The 14,654-nt window shown below is 70.0% G+C and carries 13 protein-coding genes; 6 read left to right on the top strand and 7 right to left on the bottom strand.

Annotation, left to right across the window (positions count from 1 at the left end; genetic code table 11):
- Positions 1-58 precede the first annotated feature (58 nt).
- The 3 genes from CUT39_RS10930 to CUT39_RS10920 all read right to left on the bottom strand — a co-directional run bounded on the left by CUT39_RS10930 (position 59) and on the right by CUT39_RS10920 (position 4,186).
- Positions 59-1,150, bottom strand: a complete 1,092-nt coding sequence (locus tag CUT39_RS10930) for an amidohydrolase family protein (RefSeq protein ID WP_100446447.1) — start codon at positions 1,148-1,150, stop codon at positions 59-61.
- A gap of 49 nt (positions 1,151-1,199) precedes the next feature.
- On the bottom strand, positions 1,200-2,750 hold the full coding sequence (ffh, locus tag CUT39_RS10925; protein ID WP_100446445.1) for a signal recognition particle protein: 1,551 nt from the start codon (positions 2,748-2,750) through the stop codon (positions 1,200-1,202).
- 131 nt (positions 2,751-2,881) lie between these two features.
- Entirely contained in the window at positions 2,882-4,186 is a 1,305-nt protein-coding gene (locus CUT39_RS10920; protein ID WP_100446443.1) for an ammonium transporter, read from the bottom strand.
- Between the two features lie 347 nt (positions 4,187-4,533).
- Between CUT39_RS10920 and mscL the strand changes: the two genes are divergently transcribed.
- The 3 genes from mscL (at position 4,534) to CUT39_RS10905 (ending at position 6,694) form a co-directional block, all read left to right on the top strand.
- The gene (mscL, locus tag CUT39_RS10915; protein WP_100446441.1) at positions 4,534-4,917 is read left to right on the top strand and encodes a large conductance mechanosensitive channel protein MscL; all 384 of its coding nucleotides are present in this window, start codon (positions 4,534-4,536) and stop codon (positions 4,915-4,917) included.
- A gap of 114 nt (positions 4,918-5,031) precedes the next feature.
- Positions 5,032-5,826: a VOC family protein gene (locus tag CUT39_RS10910; protein WP_100446439.1), complete on the top strand. Its 795-nt coding sequence runs from the start codon at positions 5,032-5,034 to the stop codon at positions 5,824-5,826.
- A gap of 154 nt (positions 5,827-5,980) precedes the next feature.
- Entirely contained in the window at positions 5,981-6,694 is a 714-nt protein-coding gene (locus CUT39_RS10905) for a GNAT family N-acetyltransferase (RefSeq protein ID WP_198587059.1), read from the top strand.
- On the opposite strand, the gene CUT39_RS10900 is transcribed toward CUT39_RS10905, so the two are convergent.
- From CUT39_RS10900 to fxlM, 3 genes are all read right to left on the bottom strand, one after another.
- Positions 6,691-7,743 (bottom strand): glycerophosphodiester phosphodiesterase family protein, encoded by a 1,053-nt coding sequence (locus tag CUT39_RS10900; RefSeq protein WP_100446437.1) that lies wholly within the window; start codon positions 7,741-7,743, stop codon positions 6,691-6,693. The two genes, CUT39_RS10905 and CUT39_RS10900, sit on opposite strands and share 4 nt — an antisense overlap.
- 177 nt (positions 7,744-7,920) lie before the next feature.
- The gene (locus CUT39_RS10895; protein WP_100446435.1) at positions 7,921-9,702 is read right to left on the bottom strand and encodes an ABC transporter ATP-binding protein; all 1,782 of its coding nucleotides are present in this window, start codon (positions 9,700-9,702) and stop codon (positions 7,921-7,923) included.
- A gap of 109 nt (positions 9,703-9,811) precedes the next feature.
- Positions 9,812-11,044, bottom strand: coding sequence for a methyltransferase, FxLD system (gene fxlM / locus CUT39_RS10890; protein ID WP_157930608.1), 1,233 nt, complete (start codon positions 11,042-11,044; stop codon positions 9,812-9,814).
- 132 nt (positions 11,045-11,176) lie between these two features.
- On the opposite strand from fxlM, the gene CUT39_RS10885 reads away from it, so the two are divergent.
- From CUT39_RS10885 to CUT39_RS10875, 3 genes are all read left to right on the top strand, one after another.
- Positions 11,177-12,367: a hypothetical protein gene (locus CUT39_RS10885; protein ID WP_100446431.1), complete on the top strand. Its 1,191-nt coding sequence runs from the start codon at positions 11,177-11,179 to the stop codon at positions 12,365-12,367.
- A gap of 86 nt (positions 12,368-12,453) precedes the next feature.
- Complete coding sequence (locus CUT39_RS10880; RefSeq protein WP_100446429.1) at positions 12,454-12,792, top strand: Imm51 family immunity protein; 339 nt, start codon at positions 12,454-12,456, stop codon at positions 12,790-12,792.
- Positions 12,793-12,873: 81 nt separating this feature from the next.
- On the top strand, positions 12,874-14,073 hold the full coding sequence (locus CUT39_RS10875; protein ID WP_100446427.1) for a hypothetical protein: 1,200 nt from the start codon (positions 12,874-12,876) through the stop codon (positions 14,071-14,073).
- Between the two features lie 76 nt (positions 14,074-14,149).
- Here CUT39_RS10875 and CUT39_RS10870 read toward each other — a convergent pair whose 3' ends face one another.
- A complete protein-coding gene (locus CUT39_RS10870) occupies positions 14,150-14,596 on the bottom strand; it encodes an SRPBCC family protein (RefSeq protein ID WP_100446425.1) in 447 nt (148 codons plus the stop codon).
- Positions 14,597-14,654: the final 58 nt, after the last annotated feature.

The following is a 14,654-nucleotide window of genomic DNA, read 5'->3' as shown; positions in this document are numbered from 1 at the left end:
GCTTATCCGACCAATGAACGATCCTCCGAACCGAACCGTCCATTGCATACTTCTGGCATCAGGCGAGAACGCGGCCGCGCAGGATGATCGCGGCCGGTTCGCGGAGGGCCGAGAGGTCGACTCGCGGGTCGCGGTCGTAGACGACGAGGTCGCCGAGGTCGGCGGGGAGGCCGAGCCAGTCGCGCCCCTTCCAGGAGGCGGCGGCGAGCAGGCCGTCGACCGGGATGCCGGCCCGCTCGTGCAGCAGGTGCATCTCCTCGGCCGCCAGGCCGTGGTCGATGCCGCCGCCCGCGTCGGTGCCGAGGTAGACCTGCACGCCCGCCTCCCAGGCGGCGCGCACCACGTCGGGGAAACCGGCTTTGAGGCGGCGCATGTGGTCGGCGTAAGTGGGGAACTTGGATTCGGCGGTGGCGGCGATGTCGTCGAAGGTGTCGATGTTGACCATGGTGGGCACCAGCGCGGTGCCCTGGGCGGCCATGCGGTCGAGCAGGTCGGGCGCGAGTCCGGTGCCGTGCTCGACCGAGTCGGCGCCCGCCTCGACGACGCAGGCGACGGCCTCTTCGGAGAAGGTGTGGACGGCCACCTTGGCGCCTTCGGTGTGGGCGGCCTCGATGGCGGCGGTGAGGACCTCCGGTTCGAAGCTGGGGGCCAGGTCGCCGCGGGAGCGGTCGATCCAGTCGCCGACGAGTTTGACCCAGCCGTCGCCGAACTTGGCCTGGCGGGCCAGGGCTCCGGCGGCCTCGTCGGGCTCGCATTCGAGCCCGATGCCGCGCAGGTAGCGCTTGGAGGCGGCGATGTGCTGCCCGGCGCGGATGAGGCGCGGGAGTCCGTCCTCGCCGACCAGTTCGGGGTAGGGGTACGGCGAACCGGCGTCGCGGATGGCCAGGACTCCGGTGTCGCGGTCGGTGTAGGCCAGGGAGCGGGCCTCGTCGAGCGATTCGATGGGGGCCGCCCCGCGCCGGATGCCGATGTGGCAGTGGGCGTCGACCAGGCCGGGCAGTGCGAATCCGGCCGTGGCGACGGTCTCGGCGCCGTCCACCGGGTCGAAGGTCATGCGGTCGCCGTCGACGTAGAGGTCGCGGACGGTGTCGTCGGGCAGCCAGACCACGCGGAGGTGGAGCGGGCGCGTGGGCACTTGCGTCTCAGTCATGACGCCTCGCAGTATCGCCCACGGGCCCGGCCGCTGTCCACGGCTTCGGTCAGCGCTTCTTCTTCTGCTGCTTCGCGAACTCTTCGAGGTCGATGTCGGGCAGGTCGTCCTGGTTGAGCTTCGACAGGTCGGGCATCTGGCCGCCGGGCGCGCCGCCGGGCATCCCGCCGGGGAGCTGCGGCGATCCGGCCGGCCCGCCTCCGGGCCCGCCGCGGCGCACGACCTTCTTCTTGCCCTTCTTGCCCTTGCGCTTGACCTTGTTCGACTTGGTGGCCTTGCCGCCGCCGCCCACGCCCATCGCGCCGCTCATCTGGCGCATCATCTTCTGCGCGTCCTTGAACCGGGTGAGGAGCTGGTTGACCTCGGAGACGGTCACGCCCGAACCGTTGGCGATGCGCAGGCGCCGCGAGCCGTTGATGACCTTGGAGTTCCTGCGTTCCTCGGGCGTCATCGAGCGGATGATCGCGGTGGTCCGGTCGATCTGCTTGTCGTCGATCGACTCGATCTGGTCCTTCATCTGGTTCATGCCGGGCATCATCTTGAGGATGTTGCCGATCGGGCCCATCTTGCTGATGGCCTGCATCTGCTCCAGGAAGTCCTCGAGGGTGAAGTCCTCGCCTTCGAGGATCTTCTGGGTCATCTCCTCTTTCTGCTCGGCCTCGAAGGCGCTCTCGGCCTGCTCGATGAGCGTGAGCATGTCGCCCATGCCGAGGATCCGCGAGGCCATCCGGTCGGGGTGGAAGACGTCGAAGTCCTCCAGCTTCTCGCCGGTGGAGGCGAACAGGATCGGCTGGCCGGTGACGTGGCGGACCGACAGTGCGGCGCCGCCGCGGGCATCGCCGTCGAGCTTGGACAGGACCACGCCGGAGATGCCGACGCCGTCGCGGAAGGCCTCGGCGGTGTTGACCGCGTCCTGGCCGACCATCGCGTCGATGACGAACAGGACCTCGTCGGGGTCGGTGGCCTCGCGGATGTCGCGTGCCTGGGTCATCATCTCCTCGTCGATGCCGAGCCGGCCGGCGGTGTCGATGATGACCACGTCGCGGCCGGCGCGCTCGGCCTCGCCGATCGCGTCGCCGGCGACCTTCACCGGGTCGCCGACGCCCGAGCCGGGCTCGGGGGCGTAGATCGCCGACCCGGCGCGCTCGGCGACGATCTCGAGCTGTCCGACGGCGTTGGGCCGCTGTAGGTCGGCGGCGACCAGCAGGGGCGAGTGGCCGTCGGCCTTGAGCCACTTGGCGAGCTTGCCGGCGAGGGTGGTCTTACCGGAGCCCTGGAGGCCGGCGAGCATGATGACCGTCGGGGCCCGCTTGGCGTAGTTGAGCCGGCGGGTCTCGCCGCCGAGGATGCCGACCAGCTCCTCGTTGACGATCTTCACCACCTGCTGGGTGGGGTTGAGGGCCTTGGAGACCTCGGCGCCCTTGCAGCGCTCCTTGACCTGGGAGATGAAGGTCTTGACCACCGGGAGGGCGACGTCGGCCTCGAGCAGCGCCAGGCGGATCTCGCGGGCAGTGGCGTCGATGTCTGCTTCGGTCAGGCGGCCCTTGCCGCGCAGTGAGTCGAAGATTCCCGACAGACGTTCTGACAAGGCGTCGAACACGGGCGAACCTCTCGGTGGTGTTAAAGCTGGGTACTCCTACGAGCTTAACGGCCCGGTCGCAGGCGACAAGGACGGCCGCCCGGTCTGAGACCGGGCGGCCGTCCGCGGAGATGGCGACGGGCGCGCTTTGTCTAGGCTTGGACCTTGTCGGGAGCGTCGGTCGGGGACGTCGGGGCCGGGAAGGCCTCGCCGTTGACCGGCAGGTCGTAGCCGGCCTCTCCGTGCTGGGCGGCGTCGATGCCGGCCAGCTCGTCCTCTTCGCTGATGCGGACGCCGATGGTGAACTTCAGGATCAGGCCGATGATGAGGGCCACCACGAACGAGTATCCGACCACGGCGAACACCGCGCCGGTCTGGTTGGCGAAGAAGCCGAACGAGCCGCCGTAGAACAGGCCGTTCTGGGCGTCGCCCCAGGTGACCTCGGTGATGTCGGCGACCGCGAACAGACCGACGGCCATCGAGCCCCAGATGCCGGCGACCATGTGCAGGCCGACCACGTCGAGCGAGTCGTCGTAGCCGAGCTTGTGCTTCAGGCCGATCGCCAGCGGGCAGATCACACCGGCGATGGCGCCGATCGCGACCGCGCCGAGGGGCGCGACCAGGCCGGCGGCCGGGGTGATGGCGACCAGGCCGGCGATGACGCCGGAGCAGGCACCGAGCACCGACGGCTTGATGCCGCGGAGGCGGTCGATCACGAGCCAGGCGAGGATCGCCGCGGCGGTGGCGACCTGGGTGTTCAGCAGCGCCAGGCCGGCGGCCTCGTCGGCGACGAAGGCCGAGCCGGCGTTGAAGCCGAACCAGCCGAACCACAGCAGGCCCGCGCCGATGACGACCAGCGGCAGGTTGTGCGGGGCGAAGGTGCCGTCCTTCCAGCCGACGCGGCGGCCGACGACCAGCGCGAGGGCGAGCGCCGCGGCACCGGCGTTGGCGTGGACCGCGGTACCGCCGGCGTAGTCCATGACGCCGAGGCCGTCGATCCAGCCCGAGCCCCACACCCAGTAGGCGACCGGGGCGTAGACCAGGACGACCCAGGCGACGGCGAACACGACCCAGGAGGAGAACTTCATGCGGTCGGCGACGGCGCCGGCGATCAGGGCGACGGTGATGATCGCGAACATCATGCCGAAGGCCGACATGGCTCCGGCCGAGACGCCGCCGTCGACGGTGCCGAGGTCGGTCACGTAGTCGAGTCCGAAGGCGCCCGAGAAGTCGGTCGGGAAGAAGTTCCCGCTGCCGTCGGTGGCCATCGACTCGCCGACGAGCATCCAGACGATGCTGGTGGTGCCGATGGCGACCAGGCACTTCAGCATCATGTTGATGACGCTCTTGGCCCGGGTCAGACCCCCGTAGAACAGGGCCAGTCCCGGGGTCATGAGCAGCACTAGGGCGGCGGAGATAAGGATCCAGGAGTTGTTCCCGGTATCGAGCTCGGGCATTGCCGCCTCCTCTCTTCTCCAGTGATAGGCGAAAGTGGGCTTAGAGTCTGGTTCCGGCTTCGAGGGGAGCGACATTGCTCGGGGCAGGTGCCACGCGCCGACCGAGGGGCCGTCGTGGCCCGGTCGAGCCGCCGTCCGAGGCGGCGGCAAGCGGCCGGCGCGTGTTCTCCTACCTACCGGAGTCATGCCAGCTTCACTGCGGCGTGTTACGCAGCCCGAGCCGCTGTGTTAAAAGGCTGTCGCGAAATATTTCGATCATGTGAACTTCGGCTCACCGGCCTCGCGAATGCGACATGTGGTGATTCGCCGAGTCTGTTCCGGCCTGGGCGGATGCGAGAATTTCGGCCATGATCAAAGGTTTCAAGGACTTCATGATGCGCGGGAACGTGGTCGAACTGGCCGTGGCCGTCGTCATGGGCGCGGCGGTGACCGCGCTGGTCGGTTCGTTCGGCGAGGCGTTCATCAACCCGGCCATCGCCCTCATGACCGGCGGGGAGGAGGCCGGCGGCAGCTTCGCGGTCAACGGCGTCGAGTTCCCGTACGGGTTGTTCCTCAACGGCATCGTGGTGTTCGTCCTGACCGCTGCGGCGGTCTACTTCGTGGTGGTGGTCCCGTTCAACCGGCTCCGCGAGCGGATGGCGGCAGCGCCCGAGGAGGCGGAGGCCGAGCGCGAGGAGCAGCTCGTGCTGCTGGAGCAGATCCGCGACCTGCTGCGCGAACGCCGGCTCTGAGCGGCGCGGTGTTCGGGCTCCCCTGCGGCCGTAGGCTGAAACGCTTGCCCGGGTCGTACCCGCGTGGGACCGTGATTGGGGATTCCGACCCCGACCCGCGAAGGAGCGGCTCCGATGCCGACCTCGATACCGCTCGGCGCCCCGATCTGGGCCGATGCGAACGCCCCCGATCTGGCCGCCGAGCTCGAGTTCTACACCCGCCTCTTCGACTGGAAGACCTTCGACGCCGGCGAGGAGTTCGGGCACTACACCGAGCTGTGCCTCGGCACCAGCGTCGCCAACGCCCGCGCGGTGGCGGGCATCGCCCCGAACCAGACCGACCAGCCCGACAGGCCGGCGAGCTGGGGCGTGGCCTTCCACGTGGAGGACTGCCTGCTCGCGGCCGCCCACGCCGAGAAGCTCGGCGCGACCACGATCACCCAGCCCATGCGCGTCGGCGACGACCTGGTCTACGCCGCCCTCAAGGACCCCGACGGCGGCGGGTTCGGCCTCTACGAGCCGCTCAACGACGGCATGGGCTTCACCGCCTACGGCGAGCCGGGCGCGACCGCCTGGTTCGAGTACGTCTACGACGGGGATCCGGCCGAGCCGATGCAGTTCTACGCCGAGCTGCTGGACTGGGCGCTGGGCGTCCGCCCTGCCGGCGGCCCGGACGCGCCCGTCGCGCTGCGGACGCGGGAGACGGGCCTGGAGTTCGGTGGATGCCACGCCGCCGACGGCCCGGAGCGGGACCTGGATCCGCAGTGGGTGGTCTGCTTCGGCGCCGATTCGCTCGACCGGAAGACCGCGAGGGCGGTCGGTCTCGGCGGGCGGGTCGTGGTGCCGCCGGGCGAGGAGCGGGCGCGGACCGCGGTGCTGTCCTCGCCCAGCGGGGCCCTGTTCGGCCTCACCGACCGCTTCGCCGGCTGACGCCGCCCGGACCGGCCCTCACCCGGCACGGGCCCGGCCGAAGGGCACCGGCCGCTTCGGATGCATCGATAACGGCCGCATAACGCACTCCAGTGAGGATAGTCTCGCTGTCGAGATGCGATGCCCGCGCGCCGGCGGTGGAACAATCGAATCCATGTCGAGTCCCATCCCCGCATTCGACGAGACGCCCCTGCGCGCGTATACGATTCGCCGGGCCCTACCGGACGATCTCGATCGGGCGAGATCGGTCATGCTCGACACCCTGTACCGCGACCTCGGACACGGCTACCGCCCAGGGCCCCATTCGGACATAATCGATTTGGAGTCGCACTACTCGGCCCCGGAGGACAACGCGCTGTTCGTGGCCGAAGTGGACGGATCAGTCGTGGGCACCGCGGGAGTCCGCGGCCAGACGCCGACCTCGCCGCCCCACCCGGTCGAGGTGACCTGCCGCTTCGAGGAGGGCCGGACCGCGACCCTGCGGCGGGTGTACGTCCGTCCCGAGCACCGCAGGCGGGGCCTGGGGGACGCACTGGCCCGCCGGTGCCTGGCGTTCATCGCCTCGCGCGAGCGCTACACCGGCGTCCACCTCTACGTCGACGCCCGGGCTCCCGGAGCGGTGGCGTTCTGGTCCCGGTACGGCAAGGCCGTCTACGACGAGCGCATCGCGGTCAACGAGATGCGGCCCGCGGCGGACGATCCGCTCGGCGCGCCCGCCGAGACCGTCCACTTCCAGATCGCGATCCGGCGCGGACCGGAAGACCCCGGGCGGGAGGCTCGACCCGGATACGCGCAGGACCGAGGGGCCGCCCCCGGCGGCCGGGACGGCCCCTCGGCGTTCGGACGAGCCCTGGCCGAACCCGCCTAGCGCTTCTCGCGCACCCGGATCGCCTTGTCCGGGTGGTCGCTGAAGACCGCGTCGACGCCGAGCCCGTAGAACAGCTCGTACTCGTCCTTGTAGCGGCCCCGCTTGGAGGGCCTGTCGCCCTTCCGGAAGTCGGCCGGCAGGAACGCGTTCTCGCTGCGGAAGGTCCACACGTGCACCTCCAGGCCCCGCGCGTGCGCCCGGTCGACCACGTCGGTCGGCTCCAGCAGGTAGCCCTCGGCGTCGCGCGGCACGATCCGGTCCTTGCTGAGGCTGACGGTGTCCAGGGTCGCGGCGTACCGGTCGAGATCGGCGTCCGAGATGGTCCCCGAGCCGCCGATGTTCAGGCCGATCGGGTTCTCGATGCGCTCTGCGATCTCGATCAGGCTGTCGTAGTCGAACGACTGCACCCACACCGGCGAATCGGCCCGGTCCAGGCCGCGTTCGGCCAGCGTGTCGGCCAGCGCGTCCTCGATGCTCAGTCCCATCCGGTCGTAGTAGGCCGGGTGCTTCATCTCCGGGTAGGTGACGACGTCGTGGCCGCGCGCCTCGAGGTGGTCGAGGAGCTCGCCGTAGGTGACCAGTTGGAACCGGCCGTCCCACTTGGCGCTCCGGGGGCGCAGGTCGGGCAGGCGCTCTTCGGCGCGGAGGGTTTTGAGTTCGGCGACGGTGAAGTCCTCGGCGAACCAGTCGGTGATCTGTCGGCCCTCGACGTTCTTGGTGGTCTCGCGGTCGGCGAACTCGGGGCGGTCTTCGACGTCGGTGGTGCCGCTCAGGTACGGCTCGTGGCGGGCGAGCAGTTCGCCGTCGGCGGTGAGCACCAGGTCGGGTTCGATGACGTCGGCGCCCAGGGCGATCGCGAGCTCGTAGGCTTCGAGCGTGTGCTCGGGCAGGTAGCCGCTGGCGCCGCGGTGGGCGATGACGGTCGGTTCGTCGTCGGCGGGCGGGTGGTGGCCGCCTTTGGCGGCGGCGGTGTCGGCGGCGAAGGTGATGGCGAAGCCGGCGGCGGCCGCGGCGGCGAGTCCGCGGAGGAGGACACCCTTGCGGGACATGCGTTTCCTCTTCTCGTTCGGGTTCAGGTGCCTCCAGTACAGCGGCTGCGGCCTTCATGGAGCCTTCCCTGTTGTGAACGAGCGTTGAATGCCGTCCCAAATCACGCGATCAGTCTTATTCGGACGTGCGGTCGGGGCGGCGCGGCCGTGACCGGAGTCCGGCCGCGCCGCCGTTCGCTATTCGGCGACTGCCAGGAGCTGCTGGGCGGCCAGGTCGCGGTAGAGCTCGTCCTGCTCGACCAGCTCGGCGTGGGAGCCCACGGCGCGGACCCTGCCGGTGTCCAGGACCACGATCTGGTCGGCGCTGGTCACCGTCGACAGCCGGTGGGCCACCACCAGCACGTTGGTGCGTTCGGCGGCGTCGAGCATGAGCTGCTTCAGGGCCGCCTCGTTGGTCGCGTCGAGCTGCGAGGTCGCCTCGTCGAGCAGCAGCAGGCGCGGTTTGCGCAGCAGCGCCCTGGCGATCGCCACCCGTTGGCGCTCTCCGCCCGACAGGGTCGTCCCCCGGTATCCGATCGCCGAGTCGAGGCCCTCGGGCAGCTTCCCCACCAGCTCGGCGAGTCGGGCCCGCTCGACCACGTCGAGGATCTCGGCCTCGGTGGCGTCGGGCGCGGCCATCACCAGGTTCTCGCGCAGCGTCCCGTCCAGGACCGGTGCGTCCTGCTCGACGTAGCCGATCGTCTCCCGCAGGTCGGCCAGCGGCCAGTCGCGGACGTCCCGGCCGTCGACCCTCACCGCGCCGCTGGTGATCGGGTAGAACCGTTCGATCAGCGAGAACACCGTGGTCTTGCCCGCGCCGGAGGGGCCCACGAACGCGGTCAGGCCCTTGCCGCTCGACTCGAAGGTCACGCCGTGGTGGACGAAGGGGAGGTCGTCGCCGTAGCGGAACCGGACGTCCTCGAACGACACCCGCGCCGGACCGGTGGCGGTCGGCGCCTCGCCGTTCCCGGACTCCTCGGCGGCCAGTCCGGCCACGTCCTCGATCCGCTTGACCGCTGCCAGGCCGATCTGGAGCTGCGACAGGGAGGCGATCAGGCCGTTGACCGGTCCCATCAGGTAGAACAGGAGCAGCAGGAAGCCGATCAGCGTGCCGACGTCCATCGCGCCGGAGGCGACCCGGGCGCCGCCGACGCCGAGCACCATCAGGAATGCGATGTTGATCGGCATCCACGCCGCGACGCCCGCGAGCCCTTCCCACAGCGAGGCGGTGACGCCCCGGTCCCGGGCGGTCTTCGCCGCCTGGTCGAGCTTGCCGATCTCGTGGTCCTCGGCGCTGGAGGCCTTCACGGTGCGGAAGGCGCTGAAGATCCGCTCCAGCAGCGATCCCATGTCGCCCAGGGCCTTCTGCGAATCGCGCGTGGCGTTCTGGATGCGCGGCAGGATGAACATCATCGTGACGGTGACCATCACGACCATCGCCATCGTGGTGCCGAACAGGACCGGGTCCAGCCAGGCCATGAGCGCGATACCGCCGAGGATCATGAACGCGTCGGTGACCCCGCCGATCACCGTGGTGCTGGCCACGGTGCGCAGCAGGTTGGTGTCCGAGGTCAAACGGGAGACCAGGTCTCCGGGCCGGAGCCGGTCGACCTCGGCGACCTCGAGTCGCACCAGCCGGCCCACCAGGCTCCGCCGGACGCCCAGGACGACGTCCTGCCCGGCGATCTGCATCAGGTAGGGGCCCAGCGCGCTCAGGGTCCCGCCGACCACGACCACGGCCGCGAGCAGCAGGAGCGGGTCGCGCAGGGAGTCGTCGGCGGAGAGGGCGTCGATGACCTCCATCGCGATCAGGGGTTGGACCAGTCCGGCGATGCCGCCGCCGAACGAGAGGGCGCCTCCGATCAGCAGCAGTCGCACGTGGTCTTTGGCGTAGGCCCACAGCCGCGATATGGGCGCCTTGTCGGGTGGTTCCGAGGCCGTCGGATCGGCCCCGGCCTCAGCCGTGGTGGTGTCGGACATCAGGTTTCCTCCGCTGGGTGTCGGCGGTCGGCTCCGACGCTACCCGGGCGGTGCGACGGCCGCGTCCGCCCCGAGGCGCGACCGCGCCTCCTCCCGGGGTCGTAGGACCCTAGACGGCCTGGATGGCGAGCCGGCTGTGGAGCTTGGGCACCACGAAACGGCCGTCCACGGTAGGCCCGACTTCGCTGCGGTAGGCGTCGATCCGCAGCCGCACGTCCTCGCGGCACAGCCGGTCCCAGGCCCGGACCTGCTCGGCGAGCTTCCGCGCGAGCGCCGAGGCGTTCGGTCCGTGCCCGCGCACCCCGACCTCGGCATCGCTCCCATCGCCGCTGCGCCGACACGCCACGTACGCGAAATCGCGCCCGTCGACCACCGCCGGATTGGCCCAGCGCAGCAGCAGCCTGAACTGCCCGTGGTCCCCGAACGGCGCGCTCATCCGCCCGCAGCCGGGGAACGCGCACGCCAACCAGAGCGCGAGCTGGGCCATGTCCTCACCAAGCCGGACCGCGACCTCCGTCCACACCGACGTCCCGCGCTCGTCCAGGACCCCTTGGGCCCCGGCCGCGTCCACCTCCTTGTCGGCGTGGAAGGTCAGTATCCGGCCCGCCGACAGTTCGACCGTCTGGGTCCCGTGCGCGCCGATCCCGCGCATCGGCATGAACCCGCAGCAGATGATCGACCGGCTGCGCAGGACCCCGCCGACGTACTCGAAGGCGATCGAGTGCTCCGAACTGCGGATCTCCAAGGGCACGACCAGGATCCCGCCCTCGGCGAGCTGGTCCCACCAGGCCGGCGGCAGGTCCCAGGTCCCGACGGTCACGATGATCCGGTCGTAGGGGGCGCCGTCGGCGAAGCCGCGCTCACCGTCGCCCTGGACGACCCGGACCCGCCGGTACCCGGCGGCGTCCAGCGACTCGCGGGCCCGATTGACGGTGTCGGCGTCGAGGTCGACGGTCGTGACCGATCCCTCCGGGCCCACCAGCTCGGCCAGCAGCGCCGCGTTGTACCCGGTGCCGGCCCCGATCTCGAGCACCCGCTGGCCGGGCCGGACGTCGAGCTGCCCGAGCATCTGGGCCACCACCGCCGGCTGGGAGGCCGAACTGACCGCCTCGCCCGCGCTGTCGCGCTTGGTGACCACGACTACGTCCTGATAGGCGGTCCGAACCGTCACCTCTGGAATGAACCGGTGACGCGGCACGGTCGACATGGCACGCTCGACCGCCGCGGCGCCGATCGCCCCGCGCTCGCGCAGGTCCTGGACCATGCCGGCCCGGCGGCGGTGCGCGTCCCAGCGCGCATCCCTCCGAACCCGATCACCGGAAGTACCCGCATGCTCACTCACACCCCCAGCCTACGTCCGGAGGGGCGGGACGGCCTCATCCAGATCGGCCTCCGGAGTGTCCGCTGCGGTATGGAGCTGGATCGGCACCATACGGCACACTGGGAGGACGCCGCGCCCCTTGGAGTGAGACCCATGACGTCCGACGAGACCGGACCCGCCCCCGACAGCCCCGGATGGTGGGCCCTCCACCGGCACGCCGCGACCGCCGCGCTCGGCAACGCCACCGCCCTCGGGCTCGGATTCGTCTACCTGCGGCGCTGGCCCCAGTTCGGAACCACCCTGTTCGTCACCGCCGTGCTGGCCCTCATCATCCGCCGATCGGAGCCCCCGCCGGCACCGTTCTGGTTCGTCGCGGTCGGACTGGTGGCACTGACGACGGCCATCGCGGCATGGCGAGCGGCCGACTTCGAGACCCTCCGCCACCGCACTTCCCCGTCCCCCGGACCGCTGCCGGGACGCGGCCGGTTCTGGATCCCCGCGTTCGCCGCCGTGCTGGCCGCCTACGCAGGCGCCTACGGCTGGATCAACCTCGACGCCGAACGACACTACAACGCCCAGACCGACGCCCACGCGAAAGGCGACTGCGAGACGGCCGTGGCCGAGGCCGACCACCTGCACTGGGGCCACCACTCCCTGGCCACCGACCGGCACGACGCCATCCGCAGCCAGGCCCGGACGTGCGAGATCTACCTCGATTCGATGTACGAGGACCAGTCCCACCGGACCGACCCCCTGGTGATCGAGGGGAAGATCGCACGCCTCAACGCCTACCTGGAGCGGCCCGATGCGCTGCTGCAGAACGAGGCCGAACAGCGGCGACTGGCGCAGCAGGTCGACCTGGTGCTGGCCTCGCTTGCCGGGCATGAGGTTCCCGGGGATCGGTTCGGCAACGCCGTCGTCGACGTCCAGGCGATGATCGCCAACGATCCCGAAGCTCCGCAGGCAGTGCGGGTTGTGACCGGCCTGGAGCACGTGTCGAGGTGGTGGCGGGAAGAAGTATTCGAAGACGATTCGGCCTGTCTGATAACCACCGACCTGGAAACCTTGACCGGACCCGACTCGCCGATACCCGCCGAGGCGTCGGAATCCGGGCCGCTGGTGGCTCCGATACTGGAGCGCATCGACCAGATCCGTCCGGACGCCGCCTTCGTCTGCGCCGAAATGCTGGTCGAGCAGGCCGAATCCACCGCCGATGACGTCCCCGACAATTCGGAAGCCTACTGGGAACGGGCGACCGAACTGCTGCAGATGCTGGTGGACGAGTATCCGGACCGTGACCTGGCCGCCGAAGCGGAGGCGATGCTGCAAGAGCTCGAGACGTGAGACCGGACGAGCGGTTCGGTGCGGGCGACCGCCGGTCGATCCGCTTGGCCGCCGCCCGTGTCGCAGCCGGGTGCTAGCTTTCTCGGATGAGCCTGATGAAGCTGGTCGAGACCACCCCCGGGAGCTTCTCACTGCTGCTGGACGCCGGCACCACGCCGGTGGACGAACTGATCGAACGGCTCGGCCACGAACCGAACGGGTACTTCTGGGAGGGAGTCGCGCAACTCCTGGTCAGCGCCGAGGACCCTGCGCTCGGCAGCCGGTTCTCCTACGACTCCGAGGGCGGCATGTTCTGCGCCCACGGCACGGACCGGACGGCCCTCGAAACACTGGCCACGATGATGCGCACCGTGATCGAGGACGGCGACCGCGTGCGTCGGCTCATCGCCACGGCCGAGGCCGACGGCTTCGAATTCGACGACTGAACGGGGAACGATCATCCAAGATCGCCTCGACGTCGTGGTGCACACTGGGAGGATGCCGCGCCCCCTTGGAGTGAGCCCCCTATGACGTCCGACGAGACCGAACCGGCCCCCGACAACCCGGGATGGTGGGCCCTCCACCGACACGCCGCGACCGCCGCGCTCGGCAACGCCACCGCCCTCGGACTCGGATTCGCCTACCTGCGGCGCTGGCCCCAGTTCGGAACCACCCTGTTCGTCACCGGCGTACTGGCACTCATCATCCGCCGGTCCGAACCCCCACCGCCGCCGTTCTGGTTCGTCGCGGTCGGACTGGTGGCACTGACAACGGCCATCGCGGCCTGGCGAGCCGCCGACTTCGAAACCGCCTACCACCGCTACTCCAAGTCCCCCGGTCCCCTACCGGGGCGCGGCCGGTTCTGGCTGCCCGCGTTCGTCGCGGTGCTGGCGGCCTATGCGGGCGCGTACGGCTGGATCGTCCTCGACGCCGAGCGGCGCTACGACGCCCAGACGGATGCCCACGCGCGAGGCGACTGCGCGGCCGCGGTGGCCGAGGCCGAGCACCTGCACTGGGGCCACCACGCGCTGGCCACCGACCGGTACGACGCCATCCGCAGTCAGGCCATGACATGCGGCTACTACCTCGATGCCGTGATCGAGGACGACGAGTTCTACAGCGGGTCCGAGAAGGTGAGGATCGATGCGGCGATCCGCAGTCTGGAGACCCATTACCTGCAGCGGCACGACGCACTGCTGCATGCGGAGGCCGAGCAGCGGATCCTGTCGCTCCAGGTCGACCTGGTGCTGGCGACGCTGGTCGATTACGCCGATCCGGTGCAGCGGTTCGACCAGGCCCTCGCCGACGTCCAGGCGCTGGTGGCCGCCGAGCCCGATGATCCGCTGGCCGAGCGGGCCCTGACCGGCCTGGAGGACGTGGCCGATCAATGGCGGGAGGACATTTCCGGGAACCGCACGGCCTGCCTGGTGTTCGCGCAGGTGGAGAGCCTGACCGGCCCTGACTCGGACCTGCCCGCCGAGGTGTCGGAGTCCGGCCCGCTGGTGGCACCGATGCTGGAGCAGCTCGAAGGGATCCGTCCCGATGCGGCGTTCGCCTGCGCCGGTCTGTTGGTCGAGTCATCCGAGTTCAACGCCGAGAGCGATCCGGAACGCTCGGAATCGCAATGGGAGCGGGCGATCGATCTGCTGCAGATGTTGGTGGACGAATACCCGAACCGTGATCTGGCCGCCGAAGCGGAGGCGATGCTGCAAGAGCTCGAGACGTGAGGCCCCGCGGGCCGTTCGGGCCGGACGGCCGCCGGCAATACCGAAAGCGGCGCCGATCTCGGGCCGAGAAGGCGGTTCAGCCGCCGTCCGGATTCGCCCCGGCTCGTCTCTCGAACGTTTCCCGCAGTCGCCTCATGTTGGCCTTCTCCTGCCGCCGCAGCATCAGTTGGATTGCAGGGAATACCAGGCGGAAGAACCCGTGCGGTCGAACATCGAAGTCGACGTTGAGTTCAGTGCTCCCGGACGACGGCTCGAGTCTCGCGGTGAAGTTGATCTCCAACGATCCTTCGGCATGGGCAGTCCAGGTCGTGGGGCGTCGGTAGTCGGTGATCGTGACCTCGGTTTCGGGGCTGCCCTTCCACCGCGCCCGGAACTTGGTTCCCTGATCGACCGGCCCGCCGGTGACCTTCTCCATCGAGGTGCAGTCGGGGTTCCACTCCAGTTCAGAGCGAAGATCCGAGAGATAGTCGAAGGCTTCTTCGGGGTCGCACGGGAGGACGACCGAATTGCGGATGAGCGTCACGACGGCCTCCTTGGACGATCACCGGGGATGAGACCGAGGATAGCAGGGTTCAAGAACT

The organism is Glycomyces xiaoerkulensis, assembly GCF_002798405.1.
Lineage (GTDB): Bacteria > Actinomycetota > Actinomycetes > Mycobacteriales > Micromonosporaceae > Glycomyces > Glycomyces xiaoerkulensis.
This window is presented reverse-complemented; position numbering and strand designations above follow the sequence as displayed.